Source organism: Sphingobium sp. 15-1, assembly GCF_013375535.1.
GTDB lineage: Bacteria > Pseudomonadota > Alphaproteobacteria > Sphingomonadales > Sphingomonadaceae > Sphingobium > Sphingobium aromaticivastans.
This window is the reverse complement of the sequence record NZ_JABXJG010000001.1, coordinates 3,016,624-3,037,802: the sequence shown is the minus strand read 5'-3', so window position 1 is coordinate 3,037,802 and position 21,179 is coordinate 3,016,624. Positions and strand designations below refer to the sequence as shown.

Genomic DNA, 21,179 nt, shown 5'->3' with positions numbered 1-21,179 from the left:
CTCTCCATCCCCGGACCGGCCGCCATTCCGTTTGTGACGATAGGGGAGTGGAAAGATGCGCGCTTTGGTGAAGGCCCTGCTGGCAGGCGCGGCGCTGATCGCGACCGGAGCGGCCCCGCCCCCTGCCGCGATGGACAATCACCGCATCGCCGTCCAGCGCTTCGGCAATGACGCGCCCTGGTATGAGCGGCGCATCCCCTTCTTCGAATCCGCCGACCCCAGGATCGACGCGGTCTATTATTATCGCTGGTCCCTCTTCCGCGCCCACCAGCGCGACCTAGGCGAAGAGGGTTACATCACCACCGAATTCCTGGACGATGTCGACTGGCAGCGGCATCCCTATGCCAGCCTGAACGACGCCACCGGCTTTCATCTGGCCGAGGGGCGTTGGCTGAACGACCGGCGCTACGCCGACGACTATCTGCGCTTCATGTATGCGGGCGGTGGCAATGACCGCCATTTCACCGATTATATGGCCGACAGCGTCTGGGGCCGCTATCTGGTCGACGGCGATCGCGAAGCGGCGCTGCGTCATTTGCCCGTGATGCGCCACATCTACCGCTTGTGGGACGACAAGTTCGACTTCGACAAGGGCCTCTATTTCGTCGAGCCGCTGCTCGACGCCACCGAATATACCGTCTCCTCCATCGACGCCTCGGGCGGCAAGGACGGCTTTCGCGGCGGCGATGCGTTCCGCCCCTCGATCAACAGCTATATGTTCGCCAATGCCCGAGCGCTTGCCCGGCTGGCGGAGATGGCCGGCGACAGGGCCATCGCGCAGCAATTCGCCGCCCATGCCGAAGCGATCCGCAGCCACGTCCTGACCGACCTCTGGAGCGAAAAGCTCACCCATTTCATCGACCGCCACCAGAGTCGAAAGAACCCGTTCGTCAGTTATTGGGACCCAATCCGTAACCGCGAACTGGTCGGCTATCTGCCGTGGATGTTCGACCTCGTTCCCGACGAAGCGCGCTATGCGCAGGCGTGGCGCCATCTGCTCGATCCCGCCTCGCTCTCCGGCAAGGCGGGGATGCGCACGGTCGAAGCCGATTACGAATATTATATGCGGCAGTACCGCTATCTCGGCAAAGACCCCGAATGCCAGTGGAACGGCCCCGTCTGGCCCTATCAGACGACGCAGGTGCTGCTCGGGCTGGCGAACCTGCTCGACCATTATCGCAGCCCCGGCCCCGTCACCCGCAGCGACTATATGCGCCTGCTGCGCCAATATGCGGCGCTTCACTATCAGGGTGAAAAGCTCGACCTGGAGGAAGATTATCACCCCGAAACCGGCCAGCCGATCGTCGGCCTCGACCGCAGCCACCATTATTTCCATTCGGGCTATAACGACCTGATCCTGACCGGGCTGGTCGGCATCCGCCCCCGCGCCGACGATGTGCTGGAAGTGAACCCGCTGCTTCCCGACGCGGGCGATCCGCACGCGCTGGCCTGGTTCCGGGTGCAGGACGTGCCCTATCACGGCCACCGCATCGCCGTGACCTGGGACGCGGACGGCAGCCGCTATGGCCGGGGCAAGGGCCTCTCGATCGAGGTTGACGGCCGGGAAGCCGCCCGCCGCGCCACGCTGGGCCGCCTGACGGCGCGGGTCGAACGCGCCCCCAGTTCCGCTATCGCCCGCCCCATCGACCGCGCCGTCCAACTGGTCCGCGGCCAGTTTCCGAAAGGCTCCGCGTCCAGCAACACGGACCCGGAAAATGTCCACGACGCGATTGACGGCCGCCTCTGGTTCTTCCCCGAACTGCCCAATGGCTGGTCGTCCGCGCCCTCCCCGGCTGAGCAATGGTATGCGATCGACTTCGGCAAGCCCGTCGACCTCAGCCGCGCCGAACTGGCCTTCTACGCGGACGACAAGGGCTTTGCCGTCCCGCGCAGCTATCGGTTGCAGGCGATGGTCGACGGGACGTGGAAGGATGTCGCGACGCCCAAGGGATCGCCGCTCGCCAATGGCGTCACGCCCCTGCGCTGGCCCGCCATCCGCACCGGCAAGGTCCGCCTGCTCATGAACCAGCCCAGGGGCAAGGCCATCCGGCTGGTCGAATTAAAGCTGTTTTAGGATTAGTCACGGCGCTGGCCGGACCGATGGGAAAGACCGGGCTAGATGGCGGAGAGGGAGGACTTCACACATTCGTTCTAAGCGATTGATTTCGCGAATGTCATGAGCCGTTCGGGTCGGTTGATACCATATGATCTACCATAGAAGATTTTTTCTTCTATCGCTTCGCTGTCGATACGGCGGAGCCATGGGGCTAGGGATATAGCCCGCCCTTCCTCCTATTATGTGGCAGGTATCGGAAAAAACGCAACATCCGCAACATCGACGGAAATCCGCCATTTTTAGCGCAACTTTTGACGCAACCTCTATGCAACCAGATTACATTTTGAAACTGCAACATTTAGTATCTGAAAAAGCTAGGTTTTCTGCGGGTGTTGCGTTTTTCGCTCGCCAAGGTGGCGTCCGATTGCACCTTAGAGGCAATCAATAAAATTACATGATTTCAGTATCTTAATTTGAACGGATGGGCGCGGGTTATGGATGTTGCGCTTTCCCGCCCCCTCCCTCTGTGGCGCATGCCCTGGACGCGAAAATTTCCCGATCCCATCGCCGCCGCCAAATGGTCGTCCAGCTGCATCAAATCGCATCTTTCGACCGCCCCCTTCGACACCAATCCCGCCCAGCATCTAGGCCGCCGGGAAGGGAAGTGGCCGACTGCATCAAAAGGGACATGAAAAGTGCGCGGGCGAGGTGGGGGGAAAAGCGCGTTTTCAGGGGTGCCACCCCCCTCGACCCCGTCCAGGCCGCCGCGTGCCGGCCCCGCGTGGCCTCTCCCCTCCGCTGGCGCTGGCGCAGAGCCGATCCTGCCTGGCAGGACGCGCAAGATTATTGCGCCGCCCGCCCCGCGCCGCTCCCCGATTTTCGTTTGACCGACTCGATCAATGTTCTCTATTTGTTCTATTCAATTTCGAAAGCGAGGACATGGACATGAGCGCAACCGCGATACTGCCTTTCGCAAAATCCTGCCTGGATCAGTTCAATTCCCTGGACATCACCGGCGACCAGCTGAAGCGGGCGCTTATCGTCTATGGGCGCGAAGGGGCGATCGAAGCCTTTGCCGACGCCGAAGGGATCAAGCCGCAGGCGTCGGCCGTCGCGATGATCAACCGTCGATGCGGCCTGTTCATGGATTTCGCAGACGGCCCCGGCATCCCCGATCATGAATATGATGCGCATCTTGAAGCCGTTGCGCGCGTGAGGCTGATCGAGCCGACAGAGGACGACGTGCCGCTGGGCGACAGCGGCGTGTGTTTCGATGACCGCCATTTCGACGAACTGCTCGAACTGGCTTCGGAATTGCCGTGGTGATGTGGCCCGCTACCAAGACGGACTGAAGGTCGCCACCTGCATATTCGAGGCGGCGGCATGGCATCGCACCGTGAAGGTCACTTGCCGATGCGGGAATATCGGCCTGTTCGACGGCCACGGGCTCTGGTGGAAATTCCAACGCAAGGGCTGGTCCGACGATTTCCGCGACGCGCGCCGAATGTTCTACTGCCGATCATGTTCGCAACGATCTGGGCGGAAGGTGCGCCCGTCATGGATTGGAACCTGCGATGAGCCGCCCCGCATTTGCCTTCCTCTCCCCGACGAACGGGAATGGAAGCGCGCCGTGAACCGCTTTCGCGGATAGCAAAAAGGCTGGCCGGTCAGGCCGCCTTGCCCCGCTCCGCGAAGCGCACCGCCTCGACGCCGATCATCTCGTTCAATTCGAGGAAGACCGACTGCAACGGCTGGATTTCCAGTTCAAAGAAGGCATCGGTCGCCTTCGTCACGTCACCGAAGCCGCCGGCGTTCGCCGGCACGATGCCCAGCAGCTGGGGCGGCACCCGATGCGCCGCCAGGATGTCGTCGCGCGTCGTGTTCTTGATCCCCAGAAACTCGTCCTTCGCGCCAGCCTCCGCGATCGGCAGCAGCTTGACGCCGTTTTCCTTGCCGGCGGGCGCATGCAGCAGCAGATTGCGGAAATTGCCCGGTCCCTTCGACCGCTCCAACGCCTTGCGCATGGCGCCCACGTCGCCATCGGCAAATTGCCCCATCAGATAGAGGATATAGCCCGCGTGGCTTCCGTTCTCGTAATAGCGACGCCGGAACAGGGTGGCGTTCTCGTTCAGCAAAGCCGATTGGATGGCCGGCACATATTCCGGCACCCCATAGAGTTCCTGGTTGACGTCTTCGGCCATCAGCTGATGCACGGTCCCCGGCGCGAACTCGCTTTCCGGCTGATGCCCCGGCACCCAATAGAAACGGCCTTGCTCGACACCGCGCCGCGTATATTTCGCCAGGCAATGGTCGAGGCGCATCGTGCGCCCAAGCCTGTTCGGGATTTCCTGCACATAGCCGTTGCCCAGAACCAGATAGTCTTGCGCCAGGGCGCGGAAATCGCGACGCGACAGAAACGGCGTGGGAATGAAGCTGGCCGCCAGCATGTTCTTTTTCAACATGATCGCGCTGCTGTGATGCGGCGACGCGCGCAGCGTCCGCGACAGCCCGTCCATGGAAATCGGCGGCTCATACCAGCGGCCATTGTGCCAGCATTCCAGCAGATCGAGCAGGGTCGCCCGGTTGACCGGCTCCGGCTCCCCAAAGGAGAAGGCCTCGATCGTCGGGCTATTGTCATTGGTCGCGACGATCGCGCCCTTCGACGCCTCGGCCATTTCCCGGCGGTTCATGCGGCGCGCGCGCTTGCTCATTCGAATAGCTCCAATCTGGCTGTCGGCATTTCCTTGCCGTCCAGCGGTTCGTTCATGAGGATGTGCATGGTCGCCCAGGCCAGATCGGCATGGCCGTCATCGCCGCCGCGCCCTGCCTTGAAGGTGATGTTGCGCCCGCTGGTCGTCAGGGTCTTCTTGATCGAGACGAAGGCCGACACGATGTCGAGCATGCCGGCATCGAACGCGATGCGGCCACGGCGCACGACATTCTGCGCCTTCATGATCATGTGCTGTTTCAGTTCCAGCGAATATTCGATCTTGGCGACGACGCCACCAGGCAGCGCGTCCGGCTTCGCCATGATCTGATAGACGCCGGCGCCCACGCCTCGCGCGTCGATGCCCAGATAGGTGCAGTTGTAGCGCTTCAGCATCGCCTTGATGAAATCGGCCTGCTGCTCGAAATCGAGGCCGCGCAGCTGGTGGCGTTCAAGGATGCGGAATGACCCGCCTTCGGTCGCCGGCGGCGCTGCGATGACCAGGGCGGCATTGTCGCCGTCCTCGCTCTCCTGCGGATCATAGCCGGCCCAGACAGGCCGGTTGCCGAAGGGGCGCGCGCTTTCCTGATTGAAGTCGGTCCAGTCGACCAGGCTATCGCAGCCGCAGCGGATCAGATCGTTGAATTTGAACGCGGACTGGCTGTCGTCCACGAAGTCGCACATGAACAGGTTGGCGAATTCGTCGGGCGCATATTCGTCTTCCAGCTCCTCAATATCGAAAAGGTCGCACCCGCCCGTTTCCGCGTCGCGGATATTGACGATGTTCCGCCAGATGCGATCCGGCCCGACGCTGCCCAGCGCGAGCGCGGCATGGCTAACGTCAATCTTGATCTGCTCGGACTTTTTGCGGCGCCGGTTGCGACGGTCGCCGGTCCAATAGGGATAGGCCGGATGCGCGACGGTCGATGGCGTGGAAAAGTAGGTCTTCCGCCACTTCTTATGGGTCGCCATGCCCGAAGCGACCTTGTTCAATTCCTCGAACGAATGGACCCAGAAGAATTCGTCAAAATAGAAATTGCCGTGCCGGCCCTGGGCGGTGCGGAAATTGGTCCCCAGGAAGTGCAGTTCGGCCGCCGCTTCCTCCGCCGGGCGCAGGTCCGACGTGATCAGCATCGGGTCGCCGGTCAGCGCGACGCCGACCAGCTTCGCGAAGCTGACGATATAGGACCGGAACTGGTGCGCCTGCGCCTTCGACGCCGATAGGAAAATCTGGTTCCGGCCCGTCTCGATCGCATCGATCAGGGCTTCGAACGCGAAATAATAGGTCGCGCCGATCTGGCGCGACTTCAGGATCATGCGGGTGCGCTGATCCTTCGCCTGCCACCAGCGATGCTGATAATCATACAGGCCGTCGAGGAAGATGCGCTTCAGTTCGGCCGCCTGGTCGGCGGTGAAATGGTTCTTCTTCGGCTTCTTGCGCGGTCCCGCGTTCCGGTTGCCGACCTTGTCGTTCAGATCGCCGGCATGGCCGCCGGGGGCCTCATAGCGGCGGACGCGGGCGAGCGCTTCGACCTGCCTGGTCAGCGCGTCCATTTCGACCAAGTCGCCGGGGGTCTTCTTCTCCTTCGAAATCAGCGTCATCAGCCGGATTTCGAGGCAGTCCTCTATCTTGCGGATCGACGGCGCATCATCCCAACGGTCGCGTTGCTTCCACGCCTCGATCGTCGCGCGCGGGATCGGCCCGCCCTTGTCGTTGACGATGCCGTGCAGCGCGAATTCGTCCGCGATCTGCGTCACGCCCCAGCCCTTCCAATACAGGCTGCGCGCATGCCGGCGCGGATCGAACTGCCAGAAGGCAGACGGCGCGCCGGGCTGGGGGGATTGCCCAGAAGGTTTCTGATCGCTCATCGCGGCGGACCATGCCGCGCCGCTAACCCACTGATCATGCCCGTCCATTTGTAGAGGCGGCCTCTACAAATGCTCAGTCTTGAGGATCAGGCCTCGGAACGCCCTTTCTGCACCGGTCAAACGCACCAGCGCGCCGCCACGCAAGCAAGGAACCGGAACCGACCATGGCAAAGAGCAAATTTTTCCGCGTCTTCGTCGAGGGCTTCACCGCCAGCGATGGCCGCAAGATCGAGGCCGCATGGATTGACGATATCGTCGCCACCTTCAACGCCGCGACCTACACGCCGCGCATCAACTGCGAGCATATCAAGGGCTTCAGCCCGGAACCGCCCTTCAACGCCTATGGCAGCGTCACGGCGGTAAAGGCCCAGCATGACGAACTGGAAATCGACGGCCAGAAGGTACGCTGCCGCGCGCTCTATGCGCAGGTCGAGCCGAACGAACAGCTGCTGAAGATCAACAAGGCCGGCCAGAAAATCTTCACATCGGTCGAAATCAGCCCCGATTTCGCCGGCACCGGCAAAGTGGGCCTGGTCGGCCTGGCCGTCACCGACAATCCCGCGTCGCTCGGCACCGAAGCCCTATCCTTCTCCGGCCTGAAGCCGATGTTCGACGCCCGCAAGGTGCATCCCGACAATCTGTTCTCCGCCTCGATCGAAACCACGATCGTCATGGAGCCGGATGGCGCGGACAATGGCAGCGTGGCCGATGCCATCAAGGCCGGCTTCGCCAGCATCGCCACCATGTTCAGCCGCTCTGAAACGGAAAAGCCGAAGGAAGAACCCCAGCCCAAGCCCGCGAACGACAATGCTGTGGATTTCACAGCTGCCTTCGCCGCGATCGGCGAGCAGGTGGCCGCCGCCGTCAAGCCCGCCCTGGACGCGGCGAACGCTGCCAACGCCGCCGTCGCGGAACTCACCGCCAAGCTGGAAAATACCGAACAGCAGGGCTTTTCGCGTCAGCCGGCCAGCGGCGGCGGCAATGCAGCCTTCCTGACCGACTGCTGATCCTCCCTCCCGCGCCCTCCCTTCTGCTCCCTCCCTCCATCGGAGACACCGGACATGCTCACCTCTACCCGTCTGCTCGTTCATGCCTTCGTCGCCCAGGTGGCGAAGCTGAACGGGCTTCCCGCCGGCCTCACCGCGACCCCCGGCCAGTTGGCCGAATTCAACGTCGCGCCGGCGATCGAACAGAAGCTCCAGGCCAAGCTGCGCGAAATCAGCGACTTCATGTCGCGCATCAATGTCATGCCTGTCGTCAACCAGCAGGGCAGCCGCGTGGGCGTGGGCGTCAATCGCTCACTGGCGAGCCGCACCAATCGCGCCGCCGGCAACAAGCGCAGCCCGCAGGACATCACCGGGTCGGACCAGATCGACCAGTATCTCTGCAAGAAAACCGACTATGACTATGCCTGGTCCTATGAACTGCTCGATGCCTGGTCGCATCAGCCGGAATTCCAGCAGCTGTGCCGCGACGCGGTGCTGGCGCAGAAGGCCGAAGACGTCATGTGCATCGGCTTCAACGGCGTGGCTGCGGCGGTGGAAACTGACCGTGAGGAATTCCCGCTGTTGCAGGACGTCAATTTTGGTTGGCTGCACAAAATCCGCACCTATGCGCCGGCGCGCGTCATGGCGCACGGCACCAAGGATGCCCTGAAAATCTACGTCTCCGAAACCGGAACGGCGGACTACGTCAACCTCGACGCGCTGGTCTTCGACGCGATCCAGAACCTCATTCACGAACGCTACCGCACCGCGACCGACCTGGTCGTCATGGTGGGCAGCGACCTCGTCCATGAAAAATATTTCAAGATCGTATCGGAAGCCGGCGACAAGGCCACCGAACAGGTCGCTCGCGACGTGATCCTTTCGAGCCGCCAGCTGGGCGGTAAGCCCACCATCCAGGTGCCCTTCTTCCCGGCGGGCAGCATCCTCATCACCAGCTTCAAGAACCTGTCCTACTACTGGCAAATCGGCACCGCCCGTCGCGCCATCCAGGACAATCCGTCGCTGGATCAGATCGATAACTTCGAAAGCATCAACGACGCTTTCATGGTCGAAGAGTATGGCAAGGCCGCCCTGCTCGAAAACATCCAGCTTGGGCCGAAGGTTTAATCCTTCGGCTCCCGCCCGCCCTCATCGAGCAGGAACAACATCATGACACCAGCACGTGCCCATCGGGAACGCATGGCCGCCCTCGCTGCCGCCGCCGTTGACCCGAAACCGGTTGTCTCCTCCGATGGGGGAGGGCAACCCGCCCCGCTGATCGTGGACCGCACCCCGGCCATGATCCACCGCGAGCAGATCGCAGCGACGGCGATCGTCACCGCCCCCGAAACCGCGACGTCGGCCGAAGACCGTATAGCCGCCCAGATCGTGCTGCGCCTGACCCATGACCTTCGCGACCTGAAGGAAATCAAGGGCGTCGATGCCAAGGTCGCTGCCAAGCGCCGGATGCTGCCCGAATATCAGGCATGGATCGATACCATCCTGGCGGCGGATGCCGGCGCGGGCGACGGCCTGATTGGCGAGGTCGTGCCGACCTGCATGGTCTGGCTGATCGATACCGGCGACTTTGCCGCCGCGCTCGACCTGGTGCCGTTCCTGCTGAAGCACAAAGTCGCCATGCCAGCGCGCTACAAGCGCGACGTCGCGACGGTCGTGGTCGATGAAATCACCGCCGCCGCCCAGACTGTCCAGGCGCTGGGCGAAGCCTTCCCGGCGGACATCCTCACCCGCGTCGCGGACCTGGTCGACGGCGTCGACATGCACAATGAGGTTCGCGCCAAGCTGCTGAAGGCCATCGGCGTCGAGCAGCTGCGCGCAGCGGAGGACATGGACGCGAAGGAATGCCGTGGGCCGCTGCTGGCTGCGCGGACGACGCTGACGGAGGCCCATCGCCTCTGGAACCGCGTGGGCGTCCTCGACCGCGTCAAGCGCGCGGAAAAGCTGCTGAAGGCGCTGCCGCCCATCACCGAACAGATCAACGAACAGGGCGGCCAGCAGGCCGCCTGACAGGCTCGCCCCCGGCGCTCGGGGGCGGATCGCGCGAGGCGGGAGGTTTTCGGACCATAGGGCCGCCCTCTGTCCCGATCCCCACCCCCGTATGCCGGCGGGCCGGAACGAAGGACAGAACCCATGATCGATACGTTTTTGGCTTGGCTCATGATCGCCGCGATCCTCGTCGGCGGCATCTGCATGCTGGCCGAATGGCCACTTGCCATGCGCAAGGGCTGGGATTCCACCGTATGCACCCGGCTCGCCATAGTGCAGCGATGCTGCGGCACGACGCTGATCGCCTATTTCTTCGGTAAGCTGGCGGTCCTGCTCTTTGTCTGGCTGTTCGGGCATCCTGGCATCCTCGCCTATCTGATCGCTGCGCTCGCCTGTTGGGTCGCGGTCGCTCTCATCTACTTCGCGGTCGGTGTCGGCCTGTCGGATCGCTTCAGCATCGTGCCGCGCGCTTCGTCGGCGCTTTGCCTGCTGATCCTTGGCGTCATGGTCTTCGTCGGCGGTGCGTCGATCCTTGCCCGGAACGCGATGGCATGAGTTTCGTTGCGCGCCCTCTCGCCTCGGAAATCGAGCAGCCGCCGGCGCCGGAAACGGTCGTCGTGAATGACGGCTTTTTCCCCGACGTCGATCCGGCGTCGGTGCGGGACGTCGCGCGCATTCCGACCAGCATCACGCCCGCCCGCCTGCGCGCCGCGATCCTGGGCGGCATCATGTCGGCGGAAATCGACCTGCGGCAATTCGCCGCGGATTGTCGTGCCGCCGGCTATGCGAAGCTGGCAGACGTCCCGGCGGACCAGCTGGACGGTCAGAGCGTGCAGCTGATCCGCTATCAGCGCGCGGTCGCTCTGTTCGCCAAGGCTGAACTGATCGAACGCCACCGCGATTTCGATACCACGTCCGCCGGCGGCAGCCAGGCCGACGAACTCACCCCGTCGATCGATGAACTGCGCCGCGATGCCATCCACGCGATCCGCGACATGCTAGGCCATCTGCGCACCGGCGTTTGGCTGATCTGATGGCCGCCGCGCTGCGCCCATCCCCAATCAAACTCGTGGCCCGACAGGGCGACAAGCTGGATCAGCTGCTGTTCCGCGACGCGGGCCTTGGCCCGAACGAACTCACGCGCGTCCTCGACGCCAATCCGGGCCTTGCCGACCTCGGCACCATCCTCCCGCTCGGCACCGTCGTCATCGTGCCGGCCACCGCCACCACCGAAGCCAGCGCGACCCGCGTGCGGCCCCTCGTTCAACTCTGGGACTGATCCATGGACCTGCGCACCCTTCTTCAATCGGCCCCCGACTTCATCGGCTCGCTCGCGCCCTCGCTGATCGGATCGGGCGTCGCCCAGGTCTGGAAACCCGGCCTGTCGTGGCGCCAGCGCTTCGTCCAGTGGATCGTCGGTTCGACGGTCAGCTTCTACGCGACCCAGGCCATCATCGAATTCACCGGCTGGAATGAATTCATCGCGCAGTCGATCGGCTTCGGCATCGCCCTGATCGCCTTCGACGCCACGCCCCGGCTGATCGCGGCGACGTCCGACGCCCTCACCCGCATCCCCGCCGACCTGGCTGACCGCTTCACCAAAAAGAGGCCCTAAGACCCATGCGCATCATCAACCGCATCAATATCCATTGCACCGCGACCCGCGCGGGCCGCGCCTATACCGTTGAGGATATCGACCGCGACCATAAGGCGCGGGGCTTCGGCGCCGGCGCCTCGCGCCCCTGCGGCTACCACTATGTCATCGATGCCGATGGCACCGTGCATAAGGGCCGGCGCGAAGATGAAATCGGCGCCAATGCCGCCGGCTATAACAGCAACTCGATCGGCATCGTCTATGTCGGCGGCCTCGACGCCGCCGGCAAGCCGCTGGACACCCGTACCCCGGCCCAGAAAGCCGCGCTGGCCGTGCTGGTCCGCGATGTCGCTGGTCGGCATAAGGTGCCGCCGTCGCGCATCCTCGGCCATCGCGACCTCTCGCCCGACAAGAACGGCAATGGCAGGGTCGATCCGTTCGAATGGACCAAGCAATGCCCCTGTTTCGATGTCCAGCCCGAAGTTGCGGGCTGGCTGAACGGGGGCTGATCCCATGGCGAAGCTGACCGTGATCCTGAAAACCGCCTGGGGGCTGCTGACCGGCTCCCGCGAAACCGTCCTGCTGATCGCCATCGCGGGCGCGGCAGCGGCGCTCTATGCCTGGGGCGCCACCGCGCGCAGGGATCGCGATCAGCTTCAGGTCTGGGCGGAAAAGGCCTGCCTCTCCGCCGGCGCCACCTTTACCGGCGCCGGCAAGAAGGTCGATGCCTGCGCCCAGCGCATTGCGGACCTGGCCGCCTTCGAACGACAGACGCAGGCCGCGACCAACGCCATCCTTGCGGGCGCCGTCGAGCGCCAGGCCACGAAATCGGCCGCCGACACTACCCTTGCCCAGAACCAAGCCGCGCGCCGCACCGATGCCGCCGCGCAGATGGAGAAAGCCGATGCTCAGATTGCCCCGGATGATCGCGTTGGGCCTGATTGGTTCGATAGCCTCAATCGCGTTGCAGGGCTGCGCCCACCAGGCAGTTGACCGCCCCGCGCCGCCCGTCGTCGCGATCGAGGTAAAGGACACGCCGCCGCCTGACCTGCTGACCTGCCCGGTCGCGCCGGGGGGCTTCCCCAAGGACGCCCAGGCCGAAATCCCGCCCGCTGTCCGGGCCGTCATCATCGACATCGCGAAGGCGCTCGCCTCGACGCGCGACCAGCTGGTGCGCCTGGTGCGCTGGCATAGCGCCGGCGCCTGCGAGGATGCCGGCTGATGCGCAAGGCCGATAGCCTGCGGCGCTGGCTGACCGCGTTCCTGCCCGAATTGGCAACCCATGCTGACCGCCTTCAGATTTATATCGAGGGCGGCCAGATCATGACGCGCAAGTCCGCGACGCTGTCTTTCGTCTATGGCTATACGCTGAAGGCCCTCTTCACCGATTTCGCCGGCGACAGCGACCGCCTGATGGTCCCGGTGCTGGCCTGGATCGAAAAGGAACAGCCCAGCTTGCTCATGAGCAACGACAGCCAGCCCTTTTCCTTCGAAGCCGAACTGCTCGACGGCGATCTGTCCGACGTCGAACTGTCGATCGACCTGACCGAAACCGTCCTGGTCATCCCGCGCCCCGATGGCAGCGGCTATGACGTCACGCACCCGGCGGAACCGACCTATAATCAATTCGACGGCGTCACATCATCTTTCTGGCAGGGCTTCGGCGGCACTGACCTGCTGGCGCAAACCGATGATCCTGACGCCGTGCTGACCCCGGCGGTGCCGCCGGCGACATGAGCGACGACTTGGCCGAAATCGAACGGATCGCGGGAAGCCTGCTGCGCGGCCTATCGTCGGGCCAGCGGCGCGCCCTCATGCGCCGCATGGCCCGCGAACTGGCGATCAGCCAGCGCGAGCGCATCACCGCCCAGCGACAGCCCGACGGATCGGCCTTCGAAGCGCGCAAGAAGAAGGAACCGCCGGTGTCGGGCCGGGGCGCGGCCTGTTTTCTCTATCCCGCTGGTGGCGGCGGTGCACCGCGCCGCGTGATCATGAAAAGTTTCACCTGGGGCAACGGCCAGATGATGACCGGCTTCGATATCGAGGCCGGCGCGATCCGCTCTTTCGAGTTCGCCAAGGTCGTCAAATGGCTTCCGGTGCCGGAAGAATATCGCAATGCTGGCGGCGGCAAACTGCGCCGGCGCGGCGGCCTGCGGCGAAAGGCCATGTTCCGCCGCCTCGCCAGTTCCCGGTTCATGAAGACCAGCGCCGACGACCAGGGCTTTTGGGTCGGATTTTCCGGCAAGGTGTCGCAGATCGCCGGCGTCCACCAATATGGCCTGCGCGATAAGCCATCACTACGCGCGAAGGTGGTTCCCTATCCCCAGCGCGAATTGCTGGGGGCCACGCCAGCAGATCGGGAACGGCTGCTGGATTTGCTATACAATCACATGGAAACGCTTTGAGCCTTCGCTCAGTCTCGGCCCGCTCCAACAACCTTTCGGAAGAACCGTCTAAGGCTATTTTCGGAGCCTGATTGATCTTCCAGCGCCGGAACCGCAGGCTCAATGTCAGTCAGCCAGTTCAAATTGGCGATAATTTGATCCGCCGCCTTTCGGCTATTTGCCTGAAACAACATGCTTACTTTGAAAAATCGGCACTGTTCGAAATCGCATCCCGCAAAGCCAATCGCATTTTGTGGGATAGCATCGTCCCGAATTTCTATGGCGTCGGCATGATCGAAATGATTTCTAAGAAATTTTGCGTTGTTAAATACAACGAAAATGTTGGCTGGTCCTATGATTTCACAGTTTATAAATTTCTTATTCAATACAACTTGATCGTATGGATTTACAAGATCAGTTACCTTTATCCGTTTGTTTTGGAAAATTGTTTGCATCGGGTCGAACGGAGAACTGTCACCACTTAACCTCGATCTATTCCGCGCTTCTACTCGCCACAAGCTGGCTCTCGACATTAGCGAGATCGATACAGTAGTTAAAAAGAAGGCAATCAAGGCTGATGACAATACGCCAAAGGCGCCCAAATGGCTAATCCAACCAATGCTTTTAGAAGCTGAGCCGATCACGAATGCGGCAATTGTCCCAGGGACTACTGCTCCCGCAAAGGTCCAGATGTTTGCAACGCGACTAGACCACCGATCGAACGTATTACCTACCCCCATAAGCCCTCCAGGTCGCTGCCATTTTGCGGACCTGCTACAACATGATGATCCGTTCGCGAAATCCATTCGCGATCCTTAAATGTTGAGTTTCTCTCGACCCTCTGAGTTTAGACTGGTCCATTTGTAGAGGCCGCCTCTACAAATGCAGGCGGTAGCGCCCCCCATGACCCCCGCCCGACATGGGCGCCATGGCCGATGCAACCTATACCGCCGTTGATCTGTCGCGCCTCCCCGCGCCGGACATTATCGAGGCTCTCGATTTCAATACGATCGAGGCCGACGCAGTCGCGCGCATGGTCGCGCTCATGCCGGAATTCGAAAGCCGCGACAGCGATCCGGCGACGAAGCTGTTGCAGGTCGTTTCCTACATCGTTCAGATGGTCCGCCAGCGCGTAAACGACGCTTGCCGCGCCGTCATGCCGGCCTATGCCGTGGGTGCCGACCTCGACAATATCGCGGCCCTGTTCGGCATTACCCGCCTGACGATCACGCCGGCGGATACCGTGCTGGGCATCCCGGCGGTGATGGAAAGCGACACCGATTTCCGCCGCCGAATGGTGCTGGCTCCCGAAGGCTATTCGGTCGCGGGACCGGAGGGCGCCTATATTTTCCATGCCCTGTCGGCCGATGCCGATGTGCTGGACGCCAGCGCCACCAGTCCCGATCCCGGCGAAGTGCTGGTTTCGATCCTCTCCCGCACCGGCTCCGGAACCGCCTCCCCCGAATTGATCGCGACGATTTCGGCCTATGTGTCGGATGAAACGCGGCGCCCCCTAACCGACTTCGTCACCGTGCAATCCGCTTCGATCGTAAACTATGCGGTCATTGCCACTCTGACGACCTTCAGCGGCCCTGACGGGGGCGTGGTGCTGGCCGCCGCCCAGGCAAGCCTTGATGCCTATGTCGAGGCAAGCCACCGCCTGGGCCGAGACATCACTCGCTCGGCCCTCTTCGCCGCCCTGCATGTCGAGGGCGTCCAGAATGTCGTCCTGACCTCGCCGGCGGCCGACATCATCATTTCACGCACCCAAGCACCATTCTGCATCGGCACGACCGTCAACTATGCGGGGACGGGCGAATGACCTATCCCACGCTGCTGCCTCCCGGCTCGACCGCGCTGGAAAAGGCGCTGGAACAGGTCGCTGCTGGCATGCTCGACTTGCCCACGCCGATCCGCACTGTCTGGTCGCCTGACAACTGCCCCATTAGCCTGCTGCCTTGGCTGGCCTGGGGACTGTCCCTAGACAATTGGTCGTCCGATTGGTCGGAAGGGATCAAGCGCGAGCGCGTTCGAAAGGCGATCCCTATCGCGCGCCAGAAGGGCACCGCCGCATCTGTTCGTTCGGTCGTCCAGAGTTTCGGCGGTTCGGTCGCGATCCGCGAATGGTGGCAGATGGTGCCGAAAGGCGATCCGCACACCTTCAGCCTGGTCTTGAACCTTGATCAGAACGGCGCGCCGGCATCGGCCGCCTTTGTCGACCAGGTCATTGCCGAAGTCGGCCGCGCCAAGCCGGTGCGCAGCCATTTCACTTTCACCCAGGGCATCACCGCCAAGGCCAGCGTTGGCCTGATCGCAGCGGTGCGCCCGACCATCTACGCCCGCCTGTCCTGCACGGCGCCGGCGGCCTGACCGGAGGAATCATGGCCTTTACCTTCATCGTCACCAATGCGGGCCGCACCGCGCTCGTGAACGCCGCCAACACCGGGACGGCACCTGTCACGATCGCCCAAGTCGGGCTTACCGCGACCGCCGTCACCGCCACCCCGGCTACTGCGGCCCTGCCTGGTGAATTCAAGCGCCTCGCGACACTGTCGGGCGATGTCGTCGCGGACGATACCATTCACCTGATCGTGCGGGACGAAAGCGGCGACGTTTTCAACGTGCGCAGCCTCGCAATGTATCTGGCCGACGGGACGCTGTTCGGCATTTACGGGCAGGCCGCCGTCCTGATCGAGAAATCCGCGCAGGCCATGATGCTGCTCGGCATCGACGTCAAATTCGAGGACATTGCAGCCACCACCATCACCTTTGGCGACGCCAATTTCCTCAACCCGCCCGCCACAACTGAACAGATTGGCGTCGTTGAACTGTCCACTTTGGCCGAAACGATCGCTGGACTCGACACCAGCCGCGTTCCTGCTGCGAAGATGGTGAAGGACGCGGTGACCGCCTGGCTCGACGCCCGCTTTGGCGTAGGCAACTCAGGTATCTGGCATCCGGCGAACGACGGCGCAGGATCGGGGCTGGATGCCGATCTGCTCGACGGCCAGCAGGGTAGCTATTATTCCAACATCACTGCTCGCCTCGGCTACACGCCGGTCCAGCAGGGCACAGGCAACGGTCAGCTGGGGAACGTCGTCAAGATCGGATGGTCTGGAACCCGCTTGAAGGGGACCGTTGATGTCACAGATCAGGGCAATTTCGTTTTTGACAACAATCTTTCTGGCGGCGCTCTGGACGTGAACGGCGCAACCGTTCGCCGTGGAAGTTACCATCTGTTCGGCCCTGACAATGATGGCAGCGGATCCGGCCTCGACGCAGATTTGCTCGATGGGCAGGACGGGAGCTACTATAGCAACATCACTGCCCGGCTTGGATATACGCCAGCGAATAGGGCAGGCGACACGTTTACGGGGAACATTGCTGTTCCGACAATCTATGCGGGGCAAGTGGCGCTGCCAAACAGCGGTGCCAATCAGGCCATCATGTACCTGCATGAAACGGGAGGGCTGACCTTCTCTTGGAACCGGCAGTCGGCGGGCAACGAGCGATATTTCTCGCTCTGGTCGTCCGGCGGCATGACCTATAACGGATCGACCGTGTGGCACGCCGGTAATGACGGTGCCGGGTCTGGCCTCGACGCCGACATGCTCGATGGACAGGACAGCGGCTATTACACGAACATAACGGCTCGCCTTGGCTACACGCCCGCGAACAGAGCGGGGGATACATTCACCGGCGCAGTGAACGCGACCAACTTTTACAGCATTTCAGCTTCGCCCGCGTTCATCTGGCGTCCCTCCGCCAATAATGTTGATCGCGTGGTCGGCTATTACGACACAACCGCCAGCGCTCTGACTTTTGCGCTTTCGGACACATCGGGGGCTTTTGTTCGTTCGCTCGCGCTGTTTCAGTCAGGCACCTTGCTTTGGAGCGGCAATCCCCTCTGGCACGCAGGCAATGACGGCGCTGGCTCCGGCTTGGATGCTGATCTTCTCGACGGGCAGGACAGCAGCTATTTCACGAACATTCCAGCCCGCCTCGGCTATACACCCGTCAGGATAGGCGGCGGCGTCGGCCAAGGCTCCAACTTCGTCTATATCGGATGGGCCGGCACGCGCCTCAAGGCGACTGTCGATGCGACCGATCAGGGCAATTTCGTCTTCGACGGCAATCTGTCGGGTGGTATTTTGGATGTGAACGGCTCGACCGTTCGCCGCGCGGGGAACCACCTGTTCGGCCCCGACAATGACGGCAGCGGCTCCGGTCTGGATGCCGATATGGTCGACGGCTACCAAGCCAGCGACTTGGCGAAATATGCCGATTTCGCCAACAATTTGTCGGCTGCGGGTTATCAAAGGCTCCCGAACGGCATGATCATGCAGTGGTGTACGACTGCATCGCAGCAGAATGTTGAAACCACGGCGTCCGCAACCTTTCCTATTCAGTTCCCGAATGCGGTGTTGGATGTACAGCTAACAACGCGTGTCGACATCGCCAGCGTGGAAGCTGACACATGGTATCAATTGGTTGGCGACCCAACGACCAGCGGCTGCACCGTCATGCGCGCTCGTTCGGACAATGATGCTGACCGCCCGACCTACTGCCGCATTTATGCCATTGGCCGATAAGGAAACTCCGCATGTGCCTCTATTTCAGCCCCGGCGATATCGCCTTCTTTGACGACGCTATCCACTCCGCCCTGCCCGCTGATGCAGTAGCGATATCCGCCGACCTGCACCGCCAGATGATGGATGAGCAAGCGACCGGCAGGATCATAGTCGCCGATGGGGACGGAATGCCGATGACGATCGCGCCGCCGCCGCCAACCGATGCCCAGCTTCTAGCCGCTCTCCGCCAGCGCCGTAATGGCCTCCTCGCGGACTGCGATCATACCCAGATGCCCGACGTCAGCCTGACCGATGAACAGCGTGCGGAGTGGCGGCAATATCGCCAAGCGCTGCGAGACCTCCCTGAAACTGTCGCTGACCTGACGGCTATCGACTGGCCTATCGCCCCAACCATCTAAGCGAGGATTGATCCATGACCGAACTGACCACCAAAATCGGCGCATTTGACAGCGAAAGCCGCAGCGTCCCCGTCACTTTCACCAGCGGCGACATCAAGCACGAACGCCGCGTTAATGCCGTGCTGAAAGATGACGGAAGCTATGACAAGGCGGCGACGAAGGAGCGCGTCGCGGAAGTGGCGCGCGGCGTCGCTCACAAGATCGGCCTTGGCGTCATCACCATGCCGCCGCCGGAACCGGAAATGCCTGCGGTCGATCCGTCAGCCGAATAGAGACCGGCGGCGGCTATGAACGCCGCCGCTCCCCCTTAACGGAGGGGGCTTGGGATGTCCCCACATCTCCAAACCGCGAGCCTGCACTCGCACTCTCAGGGCGGCGCGCCCGCCCGTTTTTGAGTTCCCTCCGTGGCATGCCATGGCGGGACATCGTGCAGGATTTCCTACATGTCTACCTCTTTTGTTCCCGTTCGCCCGGTTTCTCCCGTCGCCGGATATATCGGCGGAAAACGCAACCTTTCCCGGCGAATTTGCGCCATAATCGACAGCATCCCGCACAGCAGCTATGCGGAGCCCTTCGTGGGGATGGGCGGCATCTTCCTGCGCCGCTCGCGCCGCCCGCGCGCCGAAGCCATCAATGACATTTCCGGCGACGTCGTGACGCTGTTCCGCTGCCTTGCGGAGCATTATCCCTATCTGGTCGACATGCTCCGCTTCCGCGTCGCGAGCCGCGCCGAATTCGAACGGCTCCTTGGACAAGATCCCGATCGCCTGACCGACCTTCAGCGCGCCGTCCGCTTCCTCTATGTCCAGCGCCTCGCTTTCGGCGGCAAGGTGTCGGGCCGAGGCTTCGGCGTCGATGCCGCCGCACCCGCCCGTTTCGACGTCGGCAAGATCGAGCCTATGTTGGCCGATGTCCATGAACGGCTGCAATCCGTCGTGATCGAGCGGCTTCCCTATGCCGATTTCATCCGACGCTATGATCGCGCCGGCGCTCTTTTCTACCTCGACCCACCTTATTGGGCCTGCGAACGCGACTATGGGGCCGATGTCTTCAGCCGCAGCGATTTCGCTGCGCTGGCCGAGCAGCTGGCAGGGATCAAAGGTAAGTTCCTGATGTCGCTTAACGACACCGCCGGTGTGCGAGAGACCTTCGCGCGCTTCGCCATAGCCTCGATCGACACCACCTACAGCATCGGCGGCAAGCCGACGAAAGCAGGTGAAGTACTGATCAGCAACTTCGTGCTTCCTGCTAACGATCTGTGACGTTCAGCCCCTGCGCCTACATCAGCGCAGGGGCGAAAGCGGCCGGCCCTCTAGCGACCATTCCTTGCCATTCGATTGATCGGATCAGCACTCCGATTGCAGACGTTGGACACGCTGCTATTGTGTGCCGATGGATAAGCCCCGCTTCCGACGTTGGCTCGGCTATAACTACCTGCCTCTCAATCTATCGGCGTGGTTGACGATTGCAGCCCTCCTTTTGGTAGAGGCACCATTGATGGCGTTGTCGCTTCGCGTGGCCCCCGAATCTCTGGAATGGTGGTGCCTAGCCGTATTGTCGTTCGCCATTTTTCTATCGGGGTTGGCGTTTATCCACTGGCATGCGGATTGAAACCGCTAGTCTGCGAACGACCAGTTTTTGCTGTCAATGGCGACCCTTGCATCTCCTAGAAGCTGACGTTCACGCGTGATATGCCTGTGCCACATGCTTTATGTTGCACTGATCTTTCTGACGCTGTTCGTTGCGTTCTTCGTTCGCGAGGCTGTCGTCTCGTTTCGAACGGGCATCGTGACGAGCAGAGGGCTAACGTTCAAGCGCCATGATAAACCGATCCTTTATTGGTTGGGTCTAAGCGGATGGGTTTTCATCGCCGTGACGGGAGCCGCGTTCGCCTTGCTACTCATGTTTAGCACCCGATGACGACCACTTTTTGCTATGAGAATGAACACGTCATGCGCCTGTAAGCAGCCATTGCTTCACAAAGCCCATCGGGCCACATTCCTGCGAATGAAACCGAGATCATCCCTGTTAGCAATCGCGGCTTTGACGTCAGCTTGCGCGACGGTTCAGTCCGCAACGATTGAGGACAGAACTTTGTCCCACGGATGCGCCGATACTATCGTGGTCGGCCGAATAAAGAATGGCGAATATAAATCAGTCCAAAATGACGAAGATATTCTCGGTCATGGCTGGATCGACGCTCATGTTCAGGTGAAGCGATTGGTGACAGGAGGCGACGTGCCTTCGTCGTTGCCTATCAAATATTATGCACATACCTACATGCGCGACGATCGAGATTTCATGCTTGTGTTGTCAGGAAGCCGTTCCGCTGGGTTCGAGTTAAGGAACGCGCAACTTATGTCAGTTCGGCCGAGGATAGCTGCCAAGTGCGACGGCTGAACTATCCCAAAGTCAGCTTTGCACAATTCCAGCGCCAAAGCTGCCTGACCGAAAGCCACCCATCTTTGACGTAGCGGCGTAAAGGCGAGCCAACAAAGGGCAGCAAACAATCAACCGCATTTGTAGAGGCGGCCTCTACAAATGCGCGCCCGCGAAACGCAGGAAGGTGCGCGCCATGGTCCGCCC

At 62.0% G+C, this 21,179-nt stretch carries 23 protein-coding genes; 20 read left to right on the top strand and 3 right to left on the bottom strand.

What is annotated here, in order from left to right; all coding sequences use genetic code 11:
• The first annotated feature begins 55 nt into the window (after positions 1-55).
• The gene (locus HUK72_RS14545; protein WP_176597361.1) at positions 56-2,074 is read left to right on the top strand and encodes a discoidin domain-containing protein; all 2,019 of its coding nucleotides are present in this window, start codon (positions 56-58) and stop codon (positions 2,072-2,074) included.
• A 921-nt stretch (positions 2,075-2,995) separates the two neighbouring features.
• Positions 2,996-3,382, top strand: a complete 387-nt coding sequence (locus HUK72_RS14540; protein WP_218035981.1) for a hypothetical protein — start codon at positions 2,996-2,998, stop codon at positions 3,380-3,382.
• Positions 3,383-3,723: 341 nt separating this feature from the next.
• On the opposite strand, the gene HUK72_RS14535 is transcribed toward HUK72_RS14540, so the two are convergent.
• Positions 3,724-4,767 (bottom strand): phage portal protein, encoded by a 1,044-nt coding sequence (locus HUK72_RS14535; protein ID WP_176597359.1) that lies wholly within the window; start codon positions 4,765-4,767, stop codon positions 3,724-3,726.
• Positions 4,764-6,632, bottom strand: coding sequence for a terminase large subunit domain-containing protein (locus HUK72_RS14530; protein WP_176597358.1), 1,869 nt, complete (start codon positions 6,630-6,632; stop codon positions 4,764-4,766). The genes HUK72_RS14535 and HUK72_RS14530 overlap by 4 nt, the downstream gene beginning before the upstream one ends.
• Positions 6,633-6,796: 164 nt before the next feature.
• On the opposite strand from HUK72_RS14530, the gene HUK72_RS14525 reads away from it, so the two are divergent.
• From HUK72_RS14525 to HUK72_RS14470, 12 genes are all read left to right on the top strand, one after another.
• Entirely contained in the window at positions 6,797-7,639 is an 843-nt protein-coding gene (locus HUK72_RS14525) for a GPO family capsid scaffolding protein (protein WP_176597357.1), read from the top strand.
• Between the two features lie 54 nt (positions 7,640-7,693).
• Entirely contained in the window at positions 7,694-8,746 is a 1,053-nt protein-coding gene (locus HUK72_RS14520; protein ID WP_176597356.1) for a phage major capsid protein, P2 family, read from the top strand.
• Between the two features lie 42 nt (positions 8,747-8,788).
• Positions 8,789-9,646 (top strand): phage terminase small subunit, encoded by an 858-nt coding sequence (gpM, locus tag HUK72_RS14515; RefSeq protein WP_176597355.1) that lies wholly within the window; start codon positions 8,789-8,791, stop codon positions 9,644-9,646.
• 123 nt (positions 9,647-9,769) lie between these two features.
• Complete coding sequence (locus HUK72_RS14510; RefSeq protein ID WP_176597354.1) at positions 9,770-10,180, top strand: hypothetical protein; 411 nt, start codon at positions 9,770-9,772, stop codon at positions 10,178-10,180.
• The gene (locus HUK72_RS14505) at positions 10,177-10,659 is read left to right on the top strand and encodes a head completion/stabilization protein (protein WP_176597353.1); all 483 of its coding nucleotides are present in this window, start codon (positions 10,177-10,179) and stop codon (positions 10,657-10,659) included. The genes HUK72_RS14510 and HUK72_RS14505 overlap by 4 nt, the downstream gene beginning before the upstream one ends.
• On the top strand, positions 10,659-10,904 hold the full coding sequence (locus tag HUK72_RS14500) for a tail protein X (protein ID WP_176597352.1): 246 nt from the start codon (positions 10,659-10,661) through the stop codon (positions 10,902-10,904). Before HUK72_RS14505 ends, HUK72_RS14500 begins: the two co-directional genes overlap by 1 nt.
• 3 nt (positions 10,905-10,907) lie before the next feature.
• Positions 10,908-11,240, top strand: a complete 333-nt coding sequence (locus HUK72_RS14495; RefSeq protein WP_176597351.1) for a hypothetical protein — start codon at positions 10,908-10,910, stop codon at positions 11,238-11,240.
• Between the two features lie 5 nt (positions 11,241-11,245).
• Positions 11,246-11,728, top strand: coding sequence for an N-acetylmuramoyl-L-alanine amidase (locus HUK72_RS14490; protein ID WP_176597350.1), 483 nt, complete (start codon positions 11,246-11,248; stop codon positions 11,726-11,728).
• A 4-nt stretch (positions 11,729-11,732) separates the two neighbouring features.
• The gene (locus tag HUK72_RS14485; protein ID WP_176597349.1) at positions 11,733-12,212 is read left to right on the top strand and encodes a hypothetical protein; all 480 of its coding nucleotides are present in this window, start codon (positions 11,733-11,735) and stop codon (positions 12,210-12,212) included.
• Positions 12,184-12,441 carry a hypothetical protein gene (locus HUK72_RS14480; protein WP_218035980.1) on the top strand — a complete coding sequence of 86 codons (258 nt, stop codon included), beginning with the start codon at positions 12,184-12,186 and terminating at the stop codon, positions 12,439-12,441. The genes HUK72_RS14485 and HUK72_RS14480 overlap by 29 nt, the downstream gene beginning before the upstream one ends.
• A complete protein-coding gene (locus HUK72_RS14475) occupies positions 12,441-12,956 on the top strand; it encodes a phage tail protein (RefSeq protein WP_176597347.1) in 516 nt (171 codons plus the stop codon). The genes HUK72_RS14480 and HUK72_RS14475 overlap by 1 nt, the downstream gene beginning before the upstream one ends.
• Positions 12,953-13,624: a phage virion morphogenesis protein gene (locus tag HUK72_RS14470; protein WP_176597346.1), complete on the top strand. Its 672-nt coding sequence runs from the start codon at positions 12,953-12,955 to the stop codon at positions 13,622-13,624. The genes HUK72_RS14475 and HUK72_RS14470 overlap by 4 nt, the downstream gene beginning before the upstream one ends.
• An 8-nt stretch (positions 13,625-13,632) precedes the next feature.
• On the opposite strand, the gene HUK72_RS14465 is transcribed toward HUK72_RS14470, so the two are convergent.
• Entirely contained in the window at positions 13,633-14,343 is a 711-nt protein-coding gene (locus tag HUK72_RS14465; protein ID WP_176597345.1) for a hypothetical protein, read from the bottom strand.
• Positions 14,344-14,531: 188 nt separating this feature from the next.
• Between HUK72_RS14465 and HUK72_RS14460 the strand changes: the two genes are divergently transcribed.
• The 6 genes from HUK72_RS14460 to HUK72_RS14435 all read left to right on the top strand — a co-directional run bounded on the left by HUK72_RS14460 (position 14,532) and on the right by HUK72_RS14435 (position 19,855).
• The gene (locus HUK72_RS14460; protein ID WP_176597344.1) at positions 14,532-15,425 is read left to right on the top strand and encodes a baseplate J/gp47 family protein; all 894 of its coding nucleotides are present in this window, start codon (positions 14,532-14,534) and stop codon (positions 15,423-15,425) included.
• Entirely contained in the window at positions 15,422-15,973 is a 552-nt protein-coding gene (locus HUK72_RS14455; protein WP_176597343.1) for a phage tail protein I, read from the top strand. Before HUK72_RS14460 ends, HUK72_RS14455 begins: the two co-directional genes overlap by 4 nt.
• A gap of 11 nt (positions 15,974-15,984) precedes the next feature.
• A complete protein-coding gene (locus tag HUK72_RS14450) occupies positions 15,985-18,195 on the top strand; it encodes a phage tail protein (RefSeq protein ID WP_176594951.1) in 2,211 nt (736 codons plus the stop codon).
• Between the two features lie 11 nt (positions 18,196-18,206).
• Positions 18,207-18,593 (top strand): tail fiber assembly protein, encoded by a 387-nt coding sequence (locus HUK72_RS14445; protein ID WP_176597342.1) that lies wholly within the window; start codon positions 18,207-18,209, stop codon positions 18,591-18,593.
• 14 nt (positions 18,594-18,607) lie between these two features.
• Positions 18,608-18,865: a hypothetical protein gene (locus tag HUK72_RS14440; protein WP_176597341.1), complete on the top strand. Its 258-nt coding sequence runs from the start codon at positions 18,608-18,610 to the stop codon at positions 18,863-18,865.
• Positions 18,866-19,036: 171 nt separating this feature from the next.
• Positions 19,037-19,855 carry a DNA adenine methylase gene (locus HUK72_RS14435; RefSeq protein ID WP_176597340.1) on the top strand — a complete coding sequence of 273 codons (819 nt, stop codon included), beginning with the start codon at positions 19,037-19,039 and terminating at the stop codon, positions 19,853-19,855.
• Positions 19,856-21,179: the final 1,324 nt, after the last annotated feature.

Excerpts from the sequence above, each read along its gene's own strand:
- HUK72_RS14520 (WP_176597356.1), top strand. The coding sequence starts at position 7,694 with ATGCTCACCTCTACCCGTCTGCTCGTTCATGCCTTCGTCGCCCAGGTG.
- HUK72_RS14450 (WP_176594951.1), top strand. The coding sequence starts at position 15,985 with ATGGCCTTTACCTTCATCGTCACCAATGCGGGCCGCACCGCGCTCGTG.
- HUK72_RS14525 (WP_176597357.1), top strand. The coding sequence starts at position 6,797 with ATGGCAAAGAGCAAATTTTTCCGCGTCTTCGTCGAGGGCTTCACCGCC.
- HUK72_RS14465 (WP_176597345.1), bottom strand. The coding sequence starts at position 14,343 with ATGGGGGTAGGTAATACGTTCGATCGGTGGTCTAGTCGCGTTGCAAAC.
- gpM (WP_176597355.1), top strand. The coding sequence starts at position 8,789 with ATGACACCAGCACGTGCCCATCGGGAACGCATGGCCGCCCTCGCTGCC.
- HUK72_RS14495 (WP_176597351.1), top strand. The coding sequence starts at position 10,908 with ATGGACCTGCGCACCCTTCTTCAATCGGCCCCCGACTTCATCGGCTCG.
- HUK72_RS14475 (WP_176597347.1), top strand. The coding sequence starts at position 12,441 with ATGCGCAAGGCCGATAGCCTGCGGCGCTGGCTGACCGCGTTCCTGCCC.
- HUK72_RS14535 (WP_176597359.1), bottom strand. The coding sequence starts at position 4,767 with ATGAGCAAGCGCGCGCGCCGCATGAACCGCCGGGAAATGGCCGAGGCG.
- HUK72_RS14440 (WP_176597341.1), top strand. The coding sequence starts at position 18,608 with ATGACCGAACTGACCACCAAAATCGGCGCATTTGACAGCGAAAGCCGC.
- HUK72_RS14470 (WP_176597346.1), top strand. The coding sequence starts at position 12,953 with ATGAGCGACGACTTGGCCGAAATCGAACGGATCGCGGGAAGCCTGCTG.
- HUK72_RS14435 (WP_176597340.1), top strand. The coding sequence starts at position 19,037 with ATGTCTACCTCTTTTGTTCCCGTTCGCCCGGTTTCTCCCGTCGCCGGA.
- HUK72_RS14485 (WP_176597349.1), top strand. The coding sequence starts at position 11,733 with ATGGCGAAGCTGACCGTGATCCTGAAAACCGCCTGGGGGCTGCTGACC.
- HUK72_RS14505 (WP_176597353.1), top strand. The coding sequence starts at position 10,177 with ATGAGTTTCGTTGCGCGCCCTCTCGCCTCGGAAATCGAGCAGCCGCCG.
- HUK72_RS14540 (WP_218035981.1), top strand. The coding sequence starts at position 2,996 with ATGGACATGAGCGCAACCGCGATACTGCCTTTCGCAAAATCCTGCCTG.
- HUK72_RS14455 (WP_176597343.1), top strand. The coding sequence starts at position 15,422 with ATGACCTATCCCACGCTGCTGCCTCCCGGCTCGACCGCGCTGGAAAAG.
- HUK72_RS14490 (WP_176597350.1), top strand. The coding sequence starts at position 11,246 with ATGCGCATCATCAACCGCATCAATATCCATTGCACCGCGACCCGCGCG.
- HUK72_RS14545 (WP_176597361.1), top strand. The coding sequence starts at position 56 with ATGCGCGCTTTGGTGAAGGCCCTGCTGGCAGGCGCGGCGCTGATCGCG.
- HUK72_RS14500 (WP_176597352.1), top strand. The coding sequence starts at position 10,659 with ATGGCCGCCGCGCTGCGCCCATCCCCAATCAAACTCGTGGCCCGACAG.
- HUK72_RS14510 (WP_176597354.1), top strand. The coding sequence starts at position 9,770 with ATGATCGATACGTTTTTGGCTTGGCTCATGATCGCCGCGATCCTCGTC.
- HUK72_RS14445 (WP_176597342.1), top strand. The coding sequence starts at position 18,207 with ATGTGCCTCTATTTCAGCCCCGGCGATATCGCCTTCTTTGACGACGCT.
- HUK72_RS14530 (WP_176597358.1), bottom strand. The coding sequence starts at position 6,632 with ATGAGCGATCAGAAACCTTCTGGGCAATCCCCCCAGCCCGGCGCGCCG.
- HUK72_RS14460 (WP_176597344.1), top strand. The coding sequence starts at position 14,532 with ATGGCCGATGCAACCTATACCGCCGTTGATCTGTCGCGCCTCCCCGCG.